Annotated in this window: 22 protein-coding genes and 1 pseudogene; 6 read left to right on the forward strand and 17 right to left on the reverse strand. The window is 34.4% G+C overall.

The window, feature by feature from the left end; translation table 11 throughout:
• Positions 1-2: 2 nt before the first annotated feature.
• The 4 genes from malR to MKX37_RS19580 all read right to left on the reverse strand — a co-directional run bounded on the left by malR (position 3) and on the right by MKX37_RS19580 (position 4,797).
• Complete coding sequence (gene malR, locus MKX37_RS19565) at positions 3-1,034, reverse strand: maltose operon transcriptional repressor MalR (protein WP_002014809.1); 1,032 nt, start codon at positions 1,032-1,034, stop codon at positions 3-5.
• Between the two features lie 282 nt (positions 1,035-1,316).
• Positions 1,317-2,159, reverse strand: a complete 843-nt coding sequence (gene malD / locus MKX37_RS19570) for a maltosaccharide ABC transporter permease MalD (RefSeq protein WP_002088365.1) — start codon at positions 2,157-2,159, stop codon at positions 1,317-1,319.
• Positions 2,160-3,461 (reverse strand): maltosaccharide ABC transporter permease MalC, encoded by a 1,302-nt coding sequence (malC, locus tag MKX37_RS19575; RefSeq protein ID WP_002088367.1) that lies wholly within the window; start codon positions 3,459-3,461, stop codon positions 2,160-2,162.
• Positions 3,462-3,537: 76 nt separating this feature from the next.
• Positions 3,538-4,797 carry an extracellular solute-binding protein gene (locus tag MKX37_RS19580; protein ID WP_002128900.1) on the reverse strand — a complete coding sequence of 420 codons (1,260 nt, stop codon included), beginning with the start codon at positions 4,795-4,797 and terminating at the stop codon, positions 3,538-3,540.
• A gap of 324 nt (positions 4,798-5,121) precedes the next feature.
• Between MKX37_RS19580 and MKX37_RS19585 the strand changes: the two genes are divergently transcribed.
• Positions 5,122-6,882, forward strand: coding sequence for an alpha-glycosidase (locus tag MKX37_RS19585; protein ID WP_002128901.1), 1,761 nt, complete (start codon positions 5,122-5,124; stop codon positions 6,880-6,882).
• A 38-nt stretch (positions 6,883-6,920) separates the two neighbouring features.
• Here the strand turns inward: MKX37_RS19585 and MKX37_RS19590 are convergent, their stop codons facing one another.
• Positions 6,921-8,597, reverse strand: a complete 1,677-nt coding sequence (locus MKX37_RS19590; protein WP_139358482.1) for a glycoside hydrolase family 13 protein — start codon at positions 8,595-8,597, stop codon at positions 6,921-6,923.
• Between the two features lie 278 nt (positions 8,598-8,875).
• Here MKX37_RS19590 and MKX37_RS19595 point away from each other — a divergent pair, with 278 nt between their 5' ends.
• Positions 8,876-9,976, forward strand: coding sequence for an ABC transporter ATP-binding protein (locus tag MKX37_RS19595; protein WP_002128903.1), 1,101 nt, complete (start codon positions 8,876-8,878; stop codon positions 9,974-9,976).
• Positions 9,977-10,045: 69 nt separating this feature from the next.
• Here the strand turns inward: MKX37_RS19595 and MKX37_RS19600 are convergent, their stop codons facing one another.
• From MKX37_RS19600 to MKX37_RS19610, 3 genes are all read right to left on the reverse strand, one after another.
• Entirely contained in the window at positions 10,046-10,555 is a 510-nt protein-coding gene (locus MKX37_RS19600) for an SDR family NAD(P)-dependent oxidoreductase (RefSeq protein WP_002066937.1), read from the reverse strand.
• A gap of 65 nt (positions 10,556-10,620) precedes the next feature.
• Positions 10,621-10,719, reverse strand: coding sequence for a hypothetical protein (locus MKX37_RS19605; protein WP_002128904.1), 99 nt, complete (start codon positions 10,717-10,719; stop codon positions 10,621-10,623).
• Positions 10,720-10,989: 270 nt separating this feature from the next.
• Positions 10,990-11,445, reverse strand: coding sequence for an RDD family protein (locus MKX37_RS19610; RefSeq protein WP_002138152.1), 456 nt, complete (start codon positions 11,443-11,445; stop codon positions 10,990-10,992).
• A 131-nt stretch (positions 11,446-11,576) separates the two neighbouring features.
• Here MKX37_RS19610 and MKX37_RS19615 point away from each other — a divergent pair, with 131 nt between their 5' ends.
• Positions 11,577-12,008, forward strand: a complete 432-nt coding sequence (locus tag MKX37_RS19615; RefSeq protein WP_002128907.1) for a DUF3997 domain-containing protein — start codon at positions 11,577-11,579, stop codon at positions 12,006-12,008.
• A gap of 44 nt (positions 12,009-12,052) precedes the next feature.
• Here the strand turns inward: MKX37_RS19615 and MKX37_RS19620 are convergent, their stop codons facing one another.
• Positions 12,053-12,811, reverse strand: coding sequence for a hypothetical protein (locus MKX37_RS19620; RefSeq protein ID WP_002066932.1), 759 nt, complete (start codon positions 12,809-12,811; stop codon positions 12,053-12,055).
• 36 nt (positions 12,812-12,847) lie between these two features.
• Positions 12,848-13,576, reverse strand: a complete 729-nt coding sequence (locus MKX37_RS19625; RefSeq protein ID WP_002167736.1) for a DUF4184 family protein — start codon at positions 13,574-13,576, stop codon at positions 12,848-12,850.
• 148 nt (positions 13,577-13,724) lie between these two features.
• Between MKX37_RS19625 and MKX37_RS19630 the strand changes: the two are divergent.
• Together MKX37_RS19630 and MKX37_RS19635 are read left to right on the forward strand one after the other, a co-directional pair.
• Positions 13,725-13,983 (forward strand): annotated as a pseudogene (locus MKX37_RS19630) (hypothetical protein).
• Positions 13,984-13,993: 10 nt separating this feature from the next.
• Complete coding sequence (locus tag MKX37_RS19635; protein WP_002088384.1) at positions 13,994-14,719, forward strand: AAA family ATPase; 726 nt, start codon at positions 13,994-13,996, stop codon at positions 14,717-14,719.
• A 29-nt stretch (positions 14,720-14,748) separates the two neighbouring features.
• On the opposite strand, the gene MKX37_RS19640 is transcribed toward MKX37_RS19635, so the two are convergent.
• The 3 genes from MKX37_RS19640 to MKX37_RS19650 form a co-directional block, all read right to left on the reverse strand.
• On the reverse strand, positions 14,749-15,924 hold the full coding sequence (locus tag MKX37_RS19640) for an acetyl-CoA C-acetyltransferase (RefSeq protein WP_002128911.1): 1,176 nt from the start codon (positions 15,922-15,924) through the stop codon (positions 14,749-14,751).
• Positions 15,925-16,063: 139 nt separating this feature from the next.
• A complete protein-coding gene (locus MKX37_RS19645) occupies positions 16,064-16,513 on the reverse strand; it encodes an NUDIX hydrolase (protein WP_012261633.1) in 450 nt (149 codons plus the stop codon).
• Positions 16,514-16,775: 262 nt separating this feature from the next.
• Positions 16,776-17,069, reverse strand: coding sequence for a DUF3928 family protein (locus MKX37_RS19650; RefSeq protein WP_002088390.1), 294 nt, complete (start codon positions 17,067-17,069; stop codon positions 16,776-16,778).
• Positions 17,070-17,246: 177 nt separating this feature from the next.
• Here MKX37_RS19650 and MKX37_RS19655 point away from each other — a divergent pair, with 177 nt between their 5' ends.
• Entirely contained in the window at positions 17,247-17,864 is a 618-nt protein-coding gene (locus MKX37_RS19655; RefSeq protein ID WP_002167734.1) for an ImmA/IrrE family metallo-endopeptidase, read from the forward strand.
• Between the two features lie 15 nt (positions 17,865-17,879).
• Here the strand turns inward: MKX37_RS19655 and MKX37_RS19660 are convergent, their stop codons facing one another.
• From MKX37_RS19660 to MKX37_RS19675, 4 genes are read right to left on the reverse strand one after another with little or no spacing between them, the layout of a single operon-like run.
• Positions 17,880-18,179: a hypothetical protein gene (locus MKX37_RS19660; protein ID WP_002128914.1), complete on the reverse strand. Its 300-nt coding sequence runs from the start codon at positions 18,177-18,179 to the stop codon at positions 17,880-17,882.
• A 51-nt stretch (positions 18,180-18,230) separates the two neighbouring features.
• Entirely contained in the window at positions 18,231-18,992 is a 762-nt protein-coding gene (locus MKX37_RS19665; RefSeq protein ID WP_016120762.1) for a DUF1129 domain-containing protein, read from the reverse strand.
• A gap of 13 nt (positions 18,993-19,005) precedes the next feature.
• Positions 19,006-19,773 carry a DUF1129 domain-containing protein gene (locus MKX37_RS19670; protein ID WP_078421722.1) on the reverse strand — a complete coding sequence of 256 codons (768 nt, stop codon included), beginning with the start codon at positions 19,771-19,773 and terminating at the stop codon, positions 19,006-19,008.
• On the reverse strand, positions 19,773-20,105 hold the full coding sequence (locus tag MKX37_RS19675) for a PadR family transcriptional regulator (protein WP_002014879.1): 333 nt from the start codon (positions 20,103-20,105) through the stop codon (positions 19,773-19,775). The genes MKX37_RS19670 and MKX37_RS19675 overlap by 1 nt, the downstream gene beginning before the upstream one ends.
• Positions 20,106-20,247 lie beyond the last annotated feature (142 nt).

A 20,247-nucleotide genomic window follows, 5' to 3' on the forward strand; every position in this document is an offset into this window, starting at 1 on the left:
TCTTAGCTTTTTGTTGCATAATGATCACAAGTTTGACGCTTCAATAATTTATGCGGAATAATAATGCATTTTGAAGTAGATTCAGAATGCTCCACCTTATCAACTAAAGCTTTTGCCGCTTCATACCCTAATTGATAAATATTCACATCAACTGTCGAAAGTGGTGGACTAGCAATTTCTGATAATAAAGCATTGTTAAAGCTTACAATCGAAACATCTTTCGGTACAACAAATCCTTTTTTAGAAAGCGCACTTAACACGCCAAGTCCAATTAAATCATCCGTTGCCATAATTGCCGTCGGTGGTTGCTTTAGTCCCATTAATTCCTCAACAGCCTGTTGACCACTCTCTCTTGAAAAATCAAAGTGTAAAATATACTCTTTCGGCAATAGAATATCTGCTAGTTTCAAAGCATCACTCATCCCCGCCAAACGATCTCTCGTTACAAGTAAATCTGATCCACCGCCGATGAATGCGATTTGTTTATGGCCTAATGAAATCAAATATTCCGCTACTTCTCTTGCAGCTGTATAATTGTCATTATCTACATATGTAATTTCATCTTTTCGATCATATGGTTTTCCAATTAAAACAAACGGGAAGTTTTGGTCATGCAAGTATTGAATAATCCGATCGTTCTCTCTTGAATATAAAAGAATAATACCACCGATTTGACGCCCTTGTACCATTTTTACAACACCATTAAAAATTTCATCTTCCGTTTCACCAGTCGACATATAAAGCGCATACCCTTCCACATGTGCAAATGAACTAATTCCTCTTATAACTTCTGGGAAAAATGGATTTTGAAAAGCTTTACTTGCAGAACTCGGCATAACAAGACCAAGTGTCTTCGTCGTTTGGTTCGCAAGGTTTCTTGCATTTAAATTTGGATGATACCCTAATTCACTCATTACTTTTCGAACACGGCGCTTTGTCTTTTCACTTATACTTGGATTATCAGCAATTACACGAGAAACAGTTGATGGTGCTACGTTCGCCTTCTTCGCCACATCTTTAATTGTAACTGTCATAAAAATCCCCTCCTTTCACTTCTCTGCCATTTTCATATATTTTATCTTGCACCCGTTGCAAGTCATAGGAGAAGTCATAAACTGTCATTTATTTATTCTATCTTGCAAAACTTATCATATTCTCCCTCTCCATGTATTGTAAGGGATATAGCTCTTTTTTCCTATACTATAATATACTATTTATTTCACTTCTTTTCATATGCGATGTCAAATCTCTTTTCATCTCTCTATAATTTTTTTATAGAGAGATGAAAAGAAAAATGGGACATAATGTCCCATTTCTCATCCTTTCGTACCTCCAGCTGTTAAACCAGAAATAAAGTATTTTTGTAGTGATAAGAATAAAATCGAAATCGGGATTGCAATTAATACGGAACCAGCCGCAAACGTCGTAAATTCATTACCAAATTTCTTCGCTACCATTTCATAGAGTCCAACTGCTAAAGTGTAATTTTCCGGCGTGCGTAAAATAATACTTGCTAAAATGAAATCTGTAAATGGACCGATGAAAGTGAATAATGCTACAACCGCTACGATTGGCTTTGCAAGCGGCATAATGATTTGCCAAAAAATACGGAAGTGTCCTGCTCCATCCATGCGGGCTGACTCATCCAACTCTTTCGGAATCGTATCAAAATACCCTTTCATAAGCCAAGTATTCATTGGAATTGCTCCACCTACATAAATTAAAATTAATGCAAGATGTGTATCAATTAATCCTGTTAACTGCGCTAATACATATAGTGCGATTAACGCTGCAAAGTTCGGAATCATTTGTAGAATTAAAAATGTTAATAAACCATTTTTTCTTCCGACAAAACGATATCTCGAAAATGCATAAGCAGTAAAGCTAATTGCTAACACCGAAAAAATCATCGTCATAACACTAACTTTTAACGTATTTTTATACCAAAGTAAGTAATTACTTGAATCAAGATCAAGTAGCTTACGATAATGATCTAACGTAGCATTTTTTGGAATAATGCTAGAACCAGACAAACTATCTCCTGGATTAAACGATGAACCAATAATCCATAGTAATGGATAGAAAATAATCGCACACATTATGAAGATAACCAAATAACTTAATGAAAGACGTAACATCTTTTGTCGTTTAATATTCATTTACATCATATCCTCTTCTTGGAATGATTTTGTTCTCTTAAATTGCCATAACGCAACTGTAATAACGATTAACGATAAAATCATTGTAAGAGCTGCTGCTTTTCCGTACTGCGCTGAAGTCATCGTTAACTTATAAATCCATGAAATTAAAATATCCGTTCCACCTGCATCTTGCCCCGCTACAGCAGGACCTCCGCCGTTAAATAGATAAATGATACTAAAGTTATTAAAGTTAAACGTATATTGTGTAATTAAAATTGGTGCTGTTGCGTATAAAACAAGTGGCAATGTAATTTTGCGGAACTGTTGCCAAGCAGTTGCTCCATCTACTGTAGCCGCTTCATATAATTCTCCTGGAATCGATTGCAATATACCTGTTGTCATTGCAAATACGAATGGGAAACCGAGCCACGTTTGGATCATAATTAAAGCAATCTTCGCCCAAAACGGATCTGTCATCCAAGCAATCTTTTCAATCCCGAATAAAGCTAATACTTGATTATTAATTGCTCCAAATGTTTCATTAAACATACCCGAGAAGACAAGAATAGATACGAATGCTGGAACAGCCCACGGTAAAATGAAGATTGTTCGAATAATTGCCTTACCTTTAATACCAGGCTGATTTACGATAATCGCTAAGAAAATACCAAGTGCAACTTGTAATGTTGTTGCAACAAATGTCCAAATGACAGTCCAAGAAAATACACTTAAAAATGTCTCTCTCCACATTGGTAATGTGAAAATATCAATAAAGTTTTTAAAGCCCACCCAATCTACTAATTTAGCTGGAGGAGAGTGATATAAGTCATAGTTCGTAAATCCAATTAAGATTACAAAAATGATTGGAAATACAACTACAAAGATTAGTAATAGAAATCCTGGTGAAACCATTAAATATGGAAAACCTTGATCTAATAAGTTACGGTATTGCTCTTTTACTGAGTTTAATGGTGTTCCTATATCACGTTTCTTCCCATTTTGGTATGCATCATATAAGTTAAATCCATATATTCCGAGTCCAAACACTATGACGATAAGTGCCAAAATCCCTTCTACTAATAGAAAGACAGAATGGTCACGTGGAACTTCTGTACCGAGCGTTACAATTCCCCATAATCCCATATTTAACAAATCAGCAAATGCTACAATAAATGAACCTGTTAATACTAGAAAAATAAGACCTTTTACAAATTGTTTATTATATATTTGGCCCATGCCTGGAATAATAGATAACATGGTCGCCATTTTCCTATGTTTCGAACCATTCATATCTTTCATTGGTTCCATAGATGTTTGCATGTTCCTTCCCCCTTTTTTCTTCCTACTTGGAAGGGAGAGAATTCGTGCCTCTCCTATTAGAGGCACGAATTTCACCTTATTTTTTCTTACTATGATTTGCCTCAATATTTCCTTTAATTTGTTTCACTGCACTATCAAGCGCGGATTTTGGTGCCTCTTTTTCTGTAACAACTAACTGAAGAGCGTCTCCAGCTGGTTTCCATACTTCTTGCATTTCTGGAATATTCGGCATTGGAATTCCATTTTCTGATTGAGTTGCAACTGCTTTTGCAGCTTCATTATCTTTAATAATTGGATCTTCCATTACTGATTTTACTGGAGGAATCTCTTTTGTCTTCTCAAATCGAATTTTTGCATTTTCTTCATTTGTTACCCACTCAGTGAACTTTGTAGCTAAATCATTTTGTTTAGAGAAGCTTGTTACATGCCATCCTTTTACCCCAACAAATGTTTTCATCGGTTGACCATTTGGTAATTTCGGCATTGGAGCAACACCATAATCAATTCCGTTCTTTTCCATCGCTTGGAACGCCCACGGTCCATTCATAATAGATGCTGCTTTTCCTTCATTGAATAATCCGTCAGCAGCAGGTCCACCAGATTCACCGATAATACCTTTCGGGAATAACTTTTCTTTGTACCATTTTTGAAGATATTCAGCACCTTGTACTGCTCCGCTATTATTTAATCCAACATCACTTGCATTTGGCTTTCCGTCTTTCTCACCAAATACATATCCGCCCATACCTGCCATAAACGCGTTAGCAAAGTAGAAGTTATCTCCTAATGTTAAAAATCCGTACTTGCCATCCTTCGTAAAGTCTTTTGAGAAGTTAAATAGCTCGTCCATCGTTTCTGGAGCTTTTTGCATTAATTTTTTATTGTAAATAAAAATTGGTGTTTCAATTGCTTTTGGTAAACCATATAATTTCCCGTTGTATGTTTGTGCCTTTATTGATAAGTCAGTAAATTTACTCTTCACAGCATCATCTGCTTTTACTTCAGAAATTAAGCCTTCTGTTACTGCATTTCCGATTTGATCGTGTGGCAATGTTACAACATCTGGTCCCGTCCCCGCTGGTCCATCAAGACGTAACTTTTTCACTTGATCTGTCATTTGCATTTCAACAACTTTTACTTTTACTTTATATTTTTCCTCAAAGCTTTTCACTGCTGGTTCTAAACCAACACCTTTTTTATCATCTTCCCAAACGAGAAGATCATAGTCTTTCTTCGCTTTACTTTCCTCTTTTTTTCCTGAATCTTTCGGTCCACATGCAGATAACATGCCAATTGACAATGCTGAAATCGTTAATAGTGATAATGCTTTCTTCATCCCAAAAACCTCCCTAAATTGTCTATGTACCTCTTTAATTGAAAACGTTTGCATTTGATTGTTTAATAGAAGCGCAAACAATATCTAAATCTATGAAAACGTTTGCGCTATTTGTCTATCATTATACATCCTTTTATTCATTTTGCAAATATTAATTTTCAAAATAATCTTATCATACTCTTTATTCATTGACTTTACATAAAATGAATACTACTCTTATAAGCAATATTAAAGTTATGTGGAAGGCAATCGTTTGCAACATAATCTTTATTATTTCGTTTAAGGGAACTATATGTATAGAGATATTAAAGGGGGATTTTCTATATGCTTAAAGAAGCGATCTATCATAGGCCAAAAGATAATTATGCATACGCTTACGACGAAAAAACAATTCACATCCGAATACACACAAAAAGAGATGATGTTCACAACGCCGCTCTCATCTACGGTGACCCGTACGAATGGCAGGACGGGAAATGGATTACAGCGAGTACACCGATGAAAAAAACTGGATCTACTGAGTTATTTGATTATTGGTCCGTTTCAATCAAACCAAAATTTAAACGCTTACGTTATGGATTCGAATTAAAAAACGACGTAGAAACTTTTATTTATACAGAACGAGGATTTTTTTCTAATATCCCAAATGACGATGTCGGTAACTTTTTCTGCTTTCCATTTGTTCATGCAAAAGACGTTTTCAGGGCACCATCCTGGATTAAAGACACAGTATGGTATCAAATTTTCCCGGAACGATTCGCTAACGGGGATAACACATTAAATCCAGCAAACACCCTCCCTTGGGGAAGTACCGAACCAACTCCAACTAATTTTTTCGGCGGAGATTTTGCTGGTATTATTCAAAACCTTGATTACCTTGTGAAGCTTGGAATTTCCGGAATATATTTCACTCCTATTTTCAAAGCTCATTCGAATCATAAATATGACACAATTGATTACATGGAAATCGATCCACAATTTGGGACGAAAGAAACTTTCAAAGAACTCGTTCAGGAGTGTCATAAACATGGTATAAAAGTAATGCTCGACGCTGTTTTTAATCATAGCGGGTACTTCTTTGATAAATTTCAAGACGTGCTGGAACAAGGTGAAAATTCCGCCTATAAAGATTGGTTCCATATTCATGAATTTCCAATTATAACCGAGCCACTTCCCAATTATGATACTTTCGCATTTACACCGTATATGCCTAAATTAAATACAGCACACCCAGATGTAAAAGAATATTTACTTGAAGTAGGGCGTTATTGGGTAAGAGAATTCAATATAGACGGTTGGCGCCTTGATGTAGCAAATGAAGTCGATCACAGTTTTTGGAGAGAATTCCGAAGTGAAATAAAAGCATTAAATCCTGAAGTATATATTTTAGGTGAAATTTGGCACGATGCACTCCCATGGCTACAAGGTGACCAATTTGATGCTGTAATGAGCTATCCTGTTACAAACGCTCTACTTTCTTACTTTGCTAACGAATCCATTCATGCAAGTGAATTTATGAAACAAATTACCGATTCTCTACATTCCTACTCTATGAATGTAAATGAAGCGGCATTTCATTTATTAGACAGTCATGACACACCTAGAATTTTAGCAACATGTAACGGGGATAAAAATAAGTTAAAGTTACTCTATGTATTTCACCTTTCTTTCATCGGTTCTCCTTGTATTTATTACGGCGATGAAATCGGTATGGATGGTGGAATGGATCCAGACTGCCGCAAATGTATGATATGGGATGAAAAAGAACAAGATACTCTTTTATTTACACATATACAAACATTAATTTCATTACGGAAACAACATAAAGCATTTGGAGGAAATGGTACTTTTCAATTCATTGAGGCAAATGATGAACATAATTATATTTCTTATACAAAAACATATGAAGATGAAACTATCTTTTTCGTTTTAAATCCTACTAACAGTGAAGTTACAACTTCACTCCCTCTTCATATTACCAGGAAGAAAATAATTAACATTTATACAAACGAAGAATTTTCAGCGGAAGCAAGTGTATTACAAGTTACACTTCCACCGTATGGATTCTCTATTTTAAAATGGTAATAGTAAAAGCCTTATGCCAGGGTGGCATAAGGCTTTTCTTATTTCAATTTAAATACCATTGCTTCATACGGTCGTAATGTAATGTTTTCTATCAATACATTTTCTACATCATAATTATGTATTAATAACTCTGCTTCACTATAAATAATGTCCTCAGGCAATTCAAATACACATTCATCTGCAGTAAAGTTTGCAATCACCAGAAGCTTTTCTTCTCCATATGTTCTTACATAAGCAAAAATAGAAGGGTTATTTTCTAATATTAAATCATATGTTCCATACACAACTATTTCATTGTTTTTACGTAATTCAATCAATTTTTTATAGTAATAAAAAATTGATTCTTCATCTTGGATTGCCTGTTTCACATTAATCTCTTTGTAGTTAGGATTTACCGCAATCCAAGGCTCACCCGTTGTGAATCCAGCATGTTCTCTATCATCCCACTGCATCGGAGTTCTAGCATTATCTCGGCCCTTTATATATATAGACTGCATCACTTTATCTATATCTTCGCCGCGCTCTATAACTTTTTCTTTATACATATTTAGTGTTTCAATATCTCGGTATTCATCAATTGATTCAAATCGAACATTGGTCATTCCGATTTCTTCTCCTTGATAAATATATGGTGTCCCTTTCATCATATGAAGTACTGTCGCTAACATTTTTGCTGATTCAGTATGATAAGCTCCATCATTACCAAAACGAGATACAACGCGAGGCTGGTCATGGTTATTCCAATAAAGGCTATTCCATCCTGTTTGTTCTAATGCTTTTTGCCACTTTGTTAAATTTTGTTTCAAAGTAAGAAGTGAGCATCGTTTTACATCCCATTTCCCGCCTTCTCCGGAATCTAAATCCATATGTTCAAATTGGAATACCATTTGCAGTTCTTTTCTAGCTTCCCCTGTATACAATTTAGCCTCTTCTGTCGTTACACCAGGCATTTCCCCAACCGTCATAATGTCATACTGAGACAATACGTCTTCATTCATTTCATGCAAATACTTATGAATATTCGGACCGTTCATAAAATGTTTATGCCCTGAAACATATCCTTCTTCATCCGTTTCAACAGATGGTAAGCCATCTTCTTTAGAAATAAAATTAATAACATCCATACGGAACCCATCAATTCCTTTTTCTAACCAAAACTTCATCATGTCATAAACATCTTGTCTTACCTTTTCATTATCCCAGTTTAAATCTGGCTGTTTTTTAGAAAACAGATGCAAATAATATTCATCTGTCATTTCATCATATTGCCATGCAGATCCACTAAATGCTGCTCCCCAGTTATTCGGCTCTTTCCCTTCTTTTCCAGGGCGCCATATATAATAGTCTCTATATTTATTATCTTTCGATTTACATGATTCAATAAACCAATTATGTTCATCTGAAGTATGATTAACAACTAAGTCCATCATAAGTTTCATATTACGTTTATGCATTTCATGTAATAGTTCATCCCAATCTTCCATTGTTCCGAACTCGTTCATAATTTTACAATAATCACTTATATCGTAACCATTATCATCGTTTGGAGATTCATAGACTGGTGATAACCAAATTACATCAATACCTAATTCTTTTAAGTAGTCTAGCTTCGCAAGAATACCACGAAGATCACCTATACCATCACCATTACTATCCATAAAACTACGAGGATAAATTTGATATACTACACTTTCTTTCCACCATTGTTTTCCCATTATGCTACCCCATTTCATCTATACTATTGATTCTTTTTTCTTTTTTTCAAGGCGCAAACGTTTTCATTACTGAATGATAACAGATTCTATCCAAATTTAAAATAGCGCTTACAATATTTATTTTCTTTTTCTAATAAAACATGTGGAACTTATTATATATTCATAGGGATAATGAAAACGTTTTATTTTTTTATAGTGTTTTTATTTCTTTTTTGAATCTATTCGTTTATAATAAATTCAAAGAAAACGTTTGCATAAACTTTCTAGGGGGAAATATCATGGCAGAACTTAAATTAGAAAATATTTATAAAATATATGATAATAACGTAACAGCCGTAACAGATTTTAACTTACACATTCAAGATAAAGAATTTATCGTATTCGTTGGTCCTTCTGGATGCGGAAAATCTACAACACTACGAATGGTAGCTGGACTTGAAGATATTTCAAAAGGAGAATTTTCAATTGATGGTAAGCTAATGAACGATGTTCCTCCAAAAGATCGAGATATCGCAATGGTCTTCCAAAACTACGCTCTTTATCCACATATGAGTGTGTATGATAATATGGCATTTGGATTAAAACTTCGAAAAATACCGAAAGATGAAATCGACCGTCGAGTGAAACATGCAGCTCAAATTTTAGGGCTTGAACAATATTTAGATAGAAAACCGAAAGCTTTATCAGGTGGACAACGTCAACGTGTTGCATTAGGTAGAGCAATTGTTCGAGACGCAAAAGTCTTCTTAATGGATGAACCATTATCAAACTTAGACGCTAAACTACGTGTTGCAATGCGATCAGAAATTTCTAAATTACACCACCGCCTTGGCACAACGACAATTTATGTAACACATGATCAAACTGAGGCAATGACAATGGCTTCACGCCTTGTTGTTATGAAAGACGGCAAAATCCAACAAATTGGAACTCCAAAAGAAGTATATGAAACACCTGAAAATATTTTCGTTGGTGGTTTTATCGGTTCACCCGCAATGAATTTCTTCCGTGGAAAATTAACTGAAACCGATTTCGTTATAGACAGTTCACTAAAGTTTAAAGTATCTGAAGGAAAAATGAAGTTATTACGCGAACAAGGCTATGTAAATAAAGAAATTGTTTTAGGTATTCGTCCAGAAGATATTCATGATGAACTATTATTTTTAGAAGCTTCACAATCTACTACTTTCACAACAAAAATTGAAGTTGCAGAGTTGTTAGGGGCTGAATCCATTTTATATATGAAACTTGGAAATCAAGATTTTGCAGCACGTGTTGATGCAAGACATACTTTTTCACCTGGTGACCAAATTAAACTTGCTTTTGATATGAATAAAGCACATTTCTTTGATAGCCAAACCGAACAACGTATTCGTTAAAAAATAAAGTTCTATAATAGAACTTACAAAAAAACCGTCCACATATATACTGGGGGCGGTTTTCCATTATTATACTAGGGCTTCTATTGTATGAAATGATTGTCCTCTCGTGCTAATAATACCAAAAACAGGTAAATCACTAAGCACCACTTCTTCTTGCTGTTTCATAAAAGATGACGTTAATTGTTTTATCTCTATCCAAACGTCATTAATACAAAGTACATTGGAATCGTTCTCTTGTTGGCGAGAAAAAATAGAATCTATTTTATATAGACCAGCATTTTGAAAAAGCATATCAATACGACTGTATGCCTCCATAGCAAAACTAATAACACGTTGCCAATCTCCTTGTTTCCCCATATCGTAGGATACAAAAAGTGCTTCTCCGCCTAAATCCGTAATTTCCTCAGCTGTTGCTTGTCCACTTTCTTGATCAATGTCCGTCACAATTACTTTTGCGCCTTGCTTAGCCAACAAAAGAGCTGTACTACGTCCAATACCGATGCCACCACCAGTTACAATGGCAACCTTTCCTGCAAGCTTCATTTTCATTACCCCTTCTATAAGTCTTACCGTCATTCAGTATACTCCTTTATTAGATTAGTCTGCAAGCAGGAAAAGTTCACTCTACAGCTTGTAAGCGATTACTTTTTTGTTTCTTTTTTTTTCTTACTATTATATTGATCGAAGGTTAAACCAATAAAAATAAGAATTCCCCAAAATATTAAGCTACCTCCAGTCATTCCAAATCCCCCTTTGTTATATAACGATATTATTTATACCCATTATAACATTCTCTTAATTTTCAATCTATTTAAAACGAAAATAGGATGTTTGAATTAGCTACCGCTTCTTTAAACATCCATCAATAATATGGAGGGTATTATATAGGAAATATCCGCCCTATATCAATTCCATTTATGGAATTTTTCATGAAATTAAAAATAAGACTTTTTATATACAAACAATAAAAAGTCTTATTTCATTAGTAGCACGTATACTCTAAATATTAATTATACAAGACTCATCACTTTTGTCTTTGCAATTAAATCATGGAAGCCACAATTATCTTTGCGGAATAACATCATATATACATTGCATATTAATGGAACTCCAAGTAATAATATGCTTGGTAATAATAATACCAAAAATCGTATTATTAATGTTTGTAACGTTAGTTTTTCACTTGTTAACGAGATTATTTTTGTTCTTGTTACCTTTTTACCAAGTGTAGAACCGTTCCAAAGAAAAGGTAACAGAATAAAATTTATAGCCATTAATACGAAAACAAGTGTAAGGTCATATCTATAGTCACCTAAACTTATATTAAAACGATTAAAAATAGCACTATAGTTTCCTGTAATAATAGCTACTACTGCACCGTACGTAACCGAGATTAAAAACATGTCAATAAGGGAAGCACCTATGCGATTCATTACAAGCGCTGGACGATGCATCTTTAACTTCATTTTGTGTCGACTCCTTCATATCCTTCTTTACCCGTTTCATCGTACCACTTCTAAAAAACATTGTAAACTGGCGTTTCGCTTACTTTTCTTGTACAATGTGTTACAACAGCATTATAAAGGAGGTTCCCATATTGAAAAGATGGATAATCCTATTTGCCGCACTCTTATTAACAGGTTGCACAGGCAATACAAACCATTTAACCTATACAATTAACGATGAATATGAACTCATACATACTTCTGGAGATGCATTTGAACTTTTCCCATCGCAGGATGCTGTATATGCTACACAATACATCCCTGCAAAAATTACAGAAATTGCTTGGGACGATAAATACATTATCACAAAGCAAATTGAGGAAAAATCAGATCCAAACAATCCTGACGCAGCAATTACAAATAAAAAAATTGAACATTATTGGATTATCGATGTAAAGCATAATAAACGATTTGGTCCTTATAATGAAAAACAATTTAACGAGCAAAAAGATGCTTTTAAAATTACAGTGCCTTTTCAAAGTGTAGATTCATATGTGAAAGAGCTAAAAAAACAGTCAGCATAACTTTTTATGCTGACTGTTTTTGCTTAAATTATTATAAAGACACTTTATTTAGAGAGTGAAATATTAAAAGTTTGCGGTTCTTTAACAGCTTCATTTGTGTCTCCTGCTGCTAAATCATCTGTCGTAAACTTAATATCCTTTACTTTTTCTTTTCCATCATCAAGTATTAAACCGATAATTCCTTCTCGTGTCTCACCAGGCCTATAATCTTCCCTTGAAACACTCTTTGTACCAACGAGCGTATCTTCATCATATAAAAAGTTTTGAGTCGCTACATTAAAATGTTGTTTGTCATTTATAGCAACATCATTCATAGAGAAAAATTGCATGTTCTTATCTCCACTATTCTCTACCTTATATGTAATTTCAACATACCGAATCGTATCGCTAATCTCTGTTCCACTTAACGATGCATATAATTCAGCATCTTCTTGACTCACTTTATCTCCCAATCTACGCTTTACTTCTTCAGGAGTTAATGCAGTATACACTTTCAATGTATTTTTTGCCTCTTTGCTCATTTGTGATAATGAGATAACTTTAACATCTTGTACGTGAATTTTCATTGGGGCTACTTCAAATGTCTGATTCACAGAATGAATCTGTTCTAATTCAAATGTCCCCCACCCTTTTTCTTTCACTTTTTGTCCTACTTTTTTAAGCTCACGCCCACCATACTCTTTTGTTTCTGGAATAGATTCTTTCTTTTTAGGTTCTGCCTTCTTTTCTTCTTGCTGGAAGCAACCACTTAACATAAGAAGAAAACTGCATAAAACAAAAATACTTTTCCATGCTTTCATCATTTAATTTCTCCTAACACTATCATTCATTAATATAAATTAGTCCCTTGATTTGTAAACTATAGAAACAATAAGAAGTCCACAAAACGAACTTATCAGTCCAGATACTATTATACCTCCTATTTGGAAAATATGAAAATAGGGGTCTAATAACGCGTGAACGATAAATATAATGGCCGCCACAACGATAGATGAAGCCCAATATTTCTTTTTTTCCGAAGTTAAACTAGTATCTTGATCAGTTTCCCTCCTATATTTCCATAGTACATATATTAGTAATAGTAGACCAAAACATGTACTCCCATGTTGTAAAAATTTATAAATTGGAATACTATATACTTCTTGCTGTAACAGCGGCATTTCCATAACAAAATAGCCTGTCTTATGAGTAAAAGCATCCCAAACGACATGCGTCACCATACCGAATAAAGCAGAATAGCAAAATACAAAAAAATTCTTCCAAGTATATAGCCCCCACTTCGCATCTACTACATATTTATAGTAACTAGCAAAAGGCTTAGGTAAATGTGTTATAAATGGTCCTTTTAAAATAAAATGATATGCATATGCTAATAAAAAAACGAGTGGTAAATTCAAATAGAAGAAACCAGCCCATGTATGGCCAATAATACCGTATGGCCTAAAATATAAAAAATATTCAAAATCAGGTGCCATACTACCCAATATAAGAGCCGTCACCGAAATATAACTAGAATGTTTCTTAGCAAAAGGGAGAACAGCTGCTGGATGTGCAAATGTAAACGGCATATTAATACTCCTCTTCATATTTCTAATATAATACCATCTATCATAACGAGAGAATTAATCTTGATGCAATGTTTATTTTCACATTGGAATATGATAGTTTACGTGTTATAATCCACATAAAATATTCAGAAAATAAGGAAGTGTTCACGTGTCATTAACACTTGTCTTTTTTCTTGTTTTGTTTATATTGTTTTTAAGTACATACATCGGATTCTTTATATGGAAGCACTACAAAATTATAAAATATATATGGATTTATGAACGTTCTTATCATTTTTATAGGAAAGAGAATGGCTTTCGGCTGGGAAGGTCTCGGTTTTGGCGCACTTCAATATACAATACTATTAGCAAGTTGTCTTACATTAGTATTTGCCGCTTTTTTAGAATCAAAATCCGTTATGAATTGAGGTTTATATATTGATTGACGTACCCTTTTTAAAAAATGTCACATTAAAAAAAGAAAATATCCCTAGCTTTTCCGCATACCCTTACTGTCTACCCGCTATTCGAACTTTACAATCACTAGCTTTCCACCCAAATGTAACATTCATTATTGGAGAGAATGGAACAGGTAAATCAACATTACTCGAAGGAATTGCAGTGGCTTTAGGTTTTAATGCAGAAGGTGGAACAAAAAATTTCCGATTTAGCACAAACGATTCCCATTCATCTTTACATGAATACCTTCGAATTTCAAAAAGTTTCAATACACCAAACGACGGTTTCTTTCTTCGCGCTGAATCATTTTATAACGTTGCTTCTTATATCGATGAAATAGATGCTATAAAATCTTACGGCGGCGTTTCACTTCACGAACAATCACACGGCGAATCATTCTTCTCATTATTTATGAATCGTTTTTCAGGACAAGGTTTATACATTTTAGATGAGCCTGAGGCAGCTTTATCCCCGATGAGACAACTTTCAATGCTCATTCGCATGCACGAACTAGCTGAACAAGGTTCACAATTTGTTATCGCGACGCATTCTCCCATTTTAATGGCTTATCCTGAATCTACTATATACTCTTTAACTCAAGAGGGGATTCACGAATCGACATTAGAAGAAACGGAGCATTACCAAACAACAAAACTTTTCTTTGAAAATCGCGATCGATTATTTCATCACTTATTTGAGTCATAAAAAAAGAGGCAGCAATCGCTGCCTCTTTTTTATAATGCTTCTATAAATAAAGCTACTCCAATACCGCCTCCAACGCATAGAGAGGCAATACCTTTCTCTAATCCACGTCTTTTTAATTCGTGAATTAAACTTACCGTAATACGAGCTCCTGTACAACCAATTGGATGTCCAAGTCCTACACCACTACCGTTTACATTCACTTTCTCACGGTCTAACCCTAACTCTTTCTCTACAGCTAAATATTGTGCAGCGAAAGCTTCATTAATTTCAAGTAAATCTGCATCTTCTAATGACCAATCTACTTTTTCTAATCCTTTACGAATTGCTGGTGCTGGTCCAATACCCATAATTTTCGGATCTACACCCGCTACTGAGTATCCAACAATTCGAGCTAACGGTTGTAAGCCTTTTTCTTTTGCTTTTTCTTCGCTCATTAATACTAGAACTGCACTTCCGTCATTAAGACCAGATGAATTCCCTGCAGTTACTGATCCGTCTTTACGGAAAGCTGGTTTTAATCCTGCTAATTTTTCAGCTGTAATATCTGCACGTGGATGTTCATCCTTCGCAAATACAACTTCTTTTCTACGTTCTTTTATTGTAATAGGAACAATTTGATCGTCAAAGTATCCAGACTCCATCGCTTGCAACGCTAATGTATGACTACGAAGCGCAACTTCATCTTGTTCCTCTCTTGTAATTTCATATTGTTCAACTAAATTTTCCGCTGTTTCACCCATCATAATATGGTGAATCGGATCTTCTAAAACTTCCCACACCGTATCACGAATTTCTCCGTGCTGTAGACGTTGTCCCCAGCGGTGTTGTTTTAATGCATAAGGGCTCGAGCTCATTGCTTCTACTCCACCTGCAACAACAATATCACTTACACCTAATTGGATTTGCATTGCAGCAGACATAATTGCTTGCATACCTGAAGAACATTGACGTTGAATTGTATAACCAGTAACTGTGTCAGGAAATCCTGCCGCTAATGCAGCTGTTCTTGCCGTATTTGCTTCATCAGTTCTTTGAATACAATGACCTAAAATTACTTCATCAACTTCATGTGGCTCTACTCCGCCTCTTTTTACAGCTTCCTGAAGTACAGGAACAGCTAATTCTACTGGTGTTATATTTTTTAGTGCTCCTCCGAAAGTTCCAATTGGTGAACGAACTGCAGCTGTAATGACAACATTATGCATTTTGTACTTGCCCCTCTCTTATGTACCCTAGTAAGTTTGTAGGTGAAATTCCATAAGTTGTATGTCTAAAATTATCATACTATAAACATACCAAAAAATCAAAATATTTAATATAATAAAAATAGAAGGAATTAACCTTCTATTCTGTCAATGCGTATAAGAATTTTTGTAATATCTTCTCTGTCGTTTCATTCAATTTTGGTAACTTATCTACTGGAAAATATTGAAGTTCTAACCCTTCATGATCGAGCTTTAATTCTCCGCTTACATGATGTGCCTGATACAGATGAATCACATTAAAAATTTCATCTCCATTTGGATAACGGAAATAAACTTCCTTTCCTGAAAGAACGCCAAGAAATTGCATAATTTTCGCGTTTAGTCCCGTCTCCTCGAATAATTCTCTACGAGCAGTTTCTTCTGTCGTTTCTCCCAGTTCCATTGCCCCACCAGGTACGCCCCAATCATATGTATCTGAACGATATTGAAGCAATACTTCTTGATTATCATTTAATATAATAATTGCTGATCCTACTAAAATAAGTGGTCTCGTACCAACTACTTTGCGTAACTCTTCAATATACCCCAATATGTAAACTCCCCTTTCCTCACCCTTCCTTATCATAACAAAATTCTCTTTCTTTTGTTGCTGTAATTTTCAATAAAAAAGGAAGCTTCCACTTCCTTTTTTTTACCGTTATCCTGCTATTTGCGGGCGGTAAGACCCCTACCTCAAAATTCAGCGAAAGTAAAGAAGTTAGGTGGGGATCGGGCTGCCCATAAAAGCCCTATTGGTGAGGGCTGATAATCAGTGGGCGATGAACAAAGCCCCCACTGATTAAAGTTTCACTTTATTTCTTAAAGCTTTCGTATTTTACAACTTCAAAAGCTTCTTCAATTTCCTCATTATGATAATGGACATATGTAAAACGCCCTAATTCTACTAACCTAGCTATTTCTTGCAATGCTTTATGCTGATCATATGTTTCTTCAATTGTAATATGTACATAAAACTTCATTAATGGATGTTCATATAAAGGTTCTCCCACCTCCACATATACATCTTCAACCCCTTGCACAACTCTTACATAGCTCGCAAATTGATACAGAGCTTCTCTGTCTGAAACGATTTTTAATGTATACATATATTCTCCCCCTTTTCTTTACTATATCAAAAAGCAGACCATACTACGTTATAGAACTATGAAATTTTTTCGACTTATAGTCTATATATTCGTGTAATAAACAAGGCGTTTATCCATACATAGGACCTTTCCCCCACATATATTATAGAAAGAATTTTTTCATTTGAGGTGTTCCTTATGAATTCATACGTTAATATATGTGTTTGCATTACTCCAGGCGCCGATATTTCTGACGACCGTATTGCAAAAGATTTAGCAGTTGCAGAATCAATTTGGCATCCCATTACATTTAAAATTAAAGAAGTAATTGTACTAAACGAGCTTTTCCGTTTTTGTAATCGGGAAATTAGTTATAAAAACTCCATTCAAAGTCAGGAAAAATTATCATCTTTTTTTCAAACTTGTGTTAACGAAGCTCCTGAATGCGACCTTTATATTTGTTATATTGGTAGTGATTATTTCAAAGAAACCGCAGTAATCGCTTGCGCTTACTCTCTAGCGAAACAACAACAACTTACTGGTTACATCGTTTTAACAAACTCAGCTGCTCCAATGAAAAATATATACACCCTCGCTCACGAAATTGGTCATATTTTATTTACAAGACGAATTCATGGAAAACTTACGCACGCAGATCCCCACTCTCCAACCGGTTCTGAACATCACCATTCACCATCGAACCTTATGTACCCTATAGTCCCTAGCCCTAATAACGTTCACATCAATTCATTATTAACAAATGAACAAAAAGCGCTCTCTTTACAAAGTCCTTTATTACAAAGAAAAAAACAGTAACGATATTGTTACTGTTTACAACAATATATTCCAATCAACAAACCAAATACCGGCTGCTAGAAATAAAAACATACAACTAAAGATAAACGTAATCCCTCTAAAAATCCCTATATAATATTTCTTTGGAAATACTTTTTTGCATATCCAGAGCAGCCCTTTTCCTATTAAACCGAAGAACAAAACATAACCCGATGTGTCATCTAATAAAGTATCGAAATAGTCATCATGTACCTTTTTCGAAAAGGTAGTATATAGCCCAAAAATCGTTAAACCTAAAAATATAATAGACAATATACCTAGAAATATACTTTGCATATTTGTTCCCCCCTTAATAAAAAATTCAGTTCGTGCACTATTAATATAAAGCTAGCTTACAGTTTTTTTCTCCTCATTTTTCAAAGACCATCGCATTAATACATACAAACTTCCGTACAGAAGTAAAGGCTCTAGTATTCCCCAATATGGGTTTTGCTTCCCTAATTCTTTAAATACAAACATAATTAATAGCGGTACGATAACAGCTAATATTCCAATCCATCCAAGTATAAAAGCTTCACCAATTAACAACACTAATAAGACAATTCCAGCTAGTATATAACTTTGCATAGTAGTTAATTGCAATACAGGTGTCCCATACCATTTATTCATAAACATTAATAATACTAGTAATAAAATTGGTAGCAAAGCTGCTACATAAATAATGCTAAATTCTTTTATTTTGCTTTTAAATGATGACATCTTAAAAGCAAAAATAATAGCCACAATAGTTATCATTAAAACAATTGGGTACCCAATCAATTGTACATTCGTTAATGTAAGTTCATGATTCGGACTTTCAAATAAAATATTTGTAAGTAACCAATATCCACCTATCCCAATTATCATTCCTAAAATAGTCTTTATACTCCCGCCTTTATCCTTCTCCATCTCATTCGCTAATTCTTCTGCATATTCTTTTGGCGAATCACCAAATATATCACTTACCGTCTTTCCTTTTTTCTCACCTTCTATTAAATGTAGCTCTGCATCCTCTAGAAAAGCATCTACATCTTCTTCTTTAATTCCCTTCGTAATTAAATACACTTTCGTATCGATTAAAAACTTTTCTCCTTCTTTAGAAACTTGCATTAGAATCCCTCCCTTAATTAACCGTTTCTTTTCTATTCGCCTTCATCATAATTTCAAGGAAGATTAAAATAAACAAACTTCCGTATAAACATATAATTTGAAATAACATTGGCACGAGATCTTCCGATGTGAACGTTTTAAAAACTAACATAATAGAAAGCGGAATAATTAAATATAAATTTTTAAACCATCCTTCAAAATATATATTTATAGCTACCGTGAGGATAAAGATCCCTCCAGCTAATATATAACTTTGGACTAGAGTCAACGTAAACATCGTTGTAGGATATATCATATCTAATATCGGAACTGCTCCTAATAAAAACATTGGCGCAATCATGACTAAAAACCACATGGAAAACCACGTTTTTGTAAAACTTGTTACAAATGTCATTTTACGAAGCAGAAAATTTGGACCCATTACAGCTACGATCAATGTAAAGCTATAGCCAATGCACTGAATAAGTGAAATCTGTAGAATTCCGTTATTCACTATTAAGATAGAAGTAATAAACCAAAACGATACGATATTCATTACCGTAAAACCAATTTGCTTCCAATTTTCCTTTCTATCCCTTTCCATCACTTTTACAAGTTCATTCGCATATTCTTTCGGTGAACCTCCGAAAATATCTTCTACACTTTTCCCTTCACCCTCACCTTCTATTAAATGCAACTCTGCATCTTCTAAAAAGCTTTCAATATCGCTTTCTTTCACACTCTTTGCAGTTAAAAATAATCTCATATCTAATAAAAAATTTCGCGCTTCATTTGATAACATTATTTTTTTCTCCCCTTCCCTTCAAGTAGACGCTCTACACTACTTTGCATCGCTTCCCAGCGATCCATAAATTCATCCAGTGCTTCCTCGCCTTTTTCTGTTAATGTATAATATTTTCGCTTTGGGCCAGATGGAGATTCCTTCATTACACTTGTTATTAACCCTTCCTTTTGCATTCGTATTAATAACGGATAAATACTTCCCTCACTCGCCATTGTAAAACCATACTTCGCTAATCTTTCACTCATTTCATAACCGTATATTTCACCTTCAGAAATAATAGCAAGTAAGCATCCTTCTAAAATCCCTTTCAGCATTTGACTTGTCGACATAATTGAAATCCTCCTGCTATCTTGTTTTACAAGATAGATAAGCGTAAGTACCTTGCTTTACAAAATAGTATAGCAGAGACTATTTTGCAAAACAAGATAGCTAAAGATATTTTTCCAAATGTTTGCAGGGATTTTATTATCA

Source organism: Bacillus sp. FSL R5-0709 (assembly GCF_038004785.1).
GTDB classification, from domain to species: Bacteria; Bacillota; Bacilli; order Bacillales; family Bacillaceae_G; genus Bacillus_A; species Bacillus_A mycoides.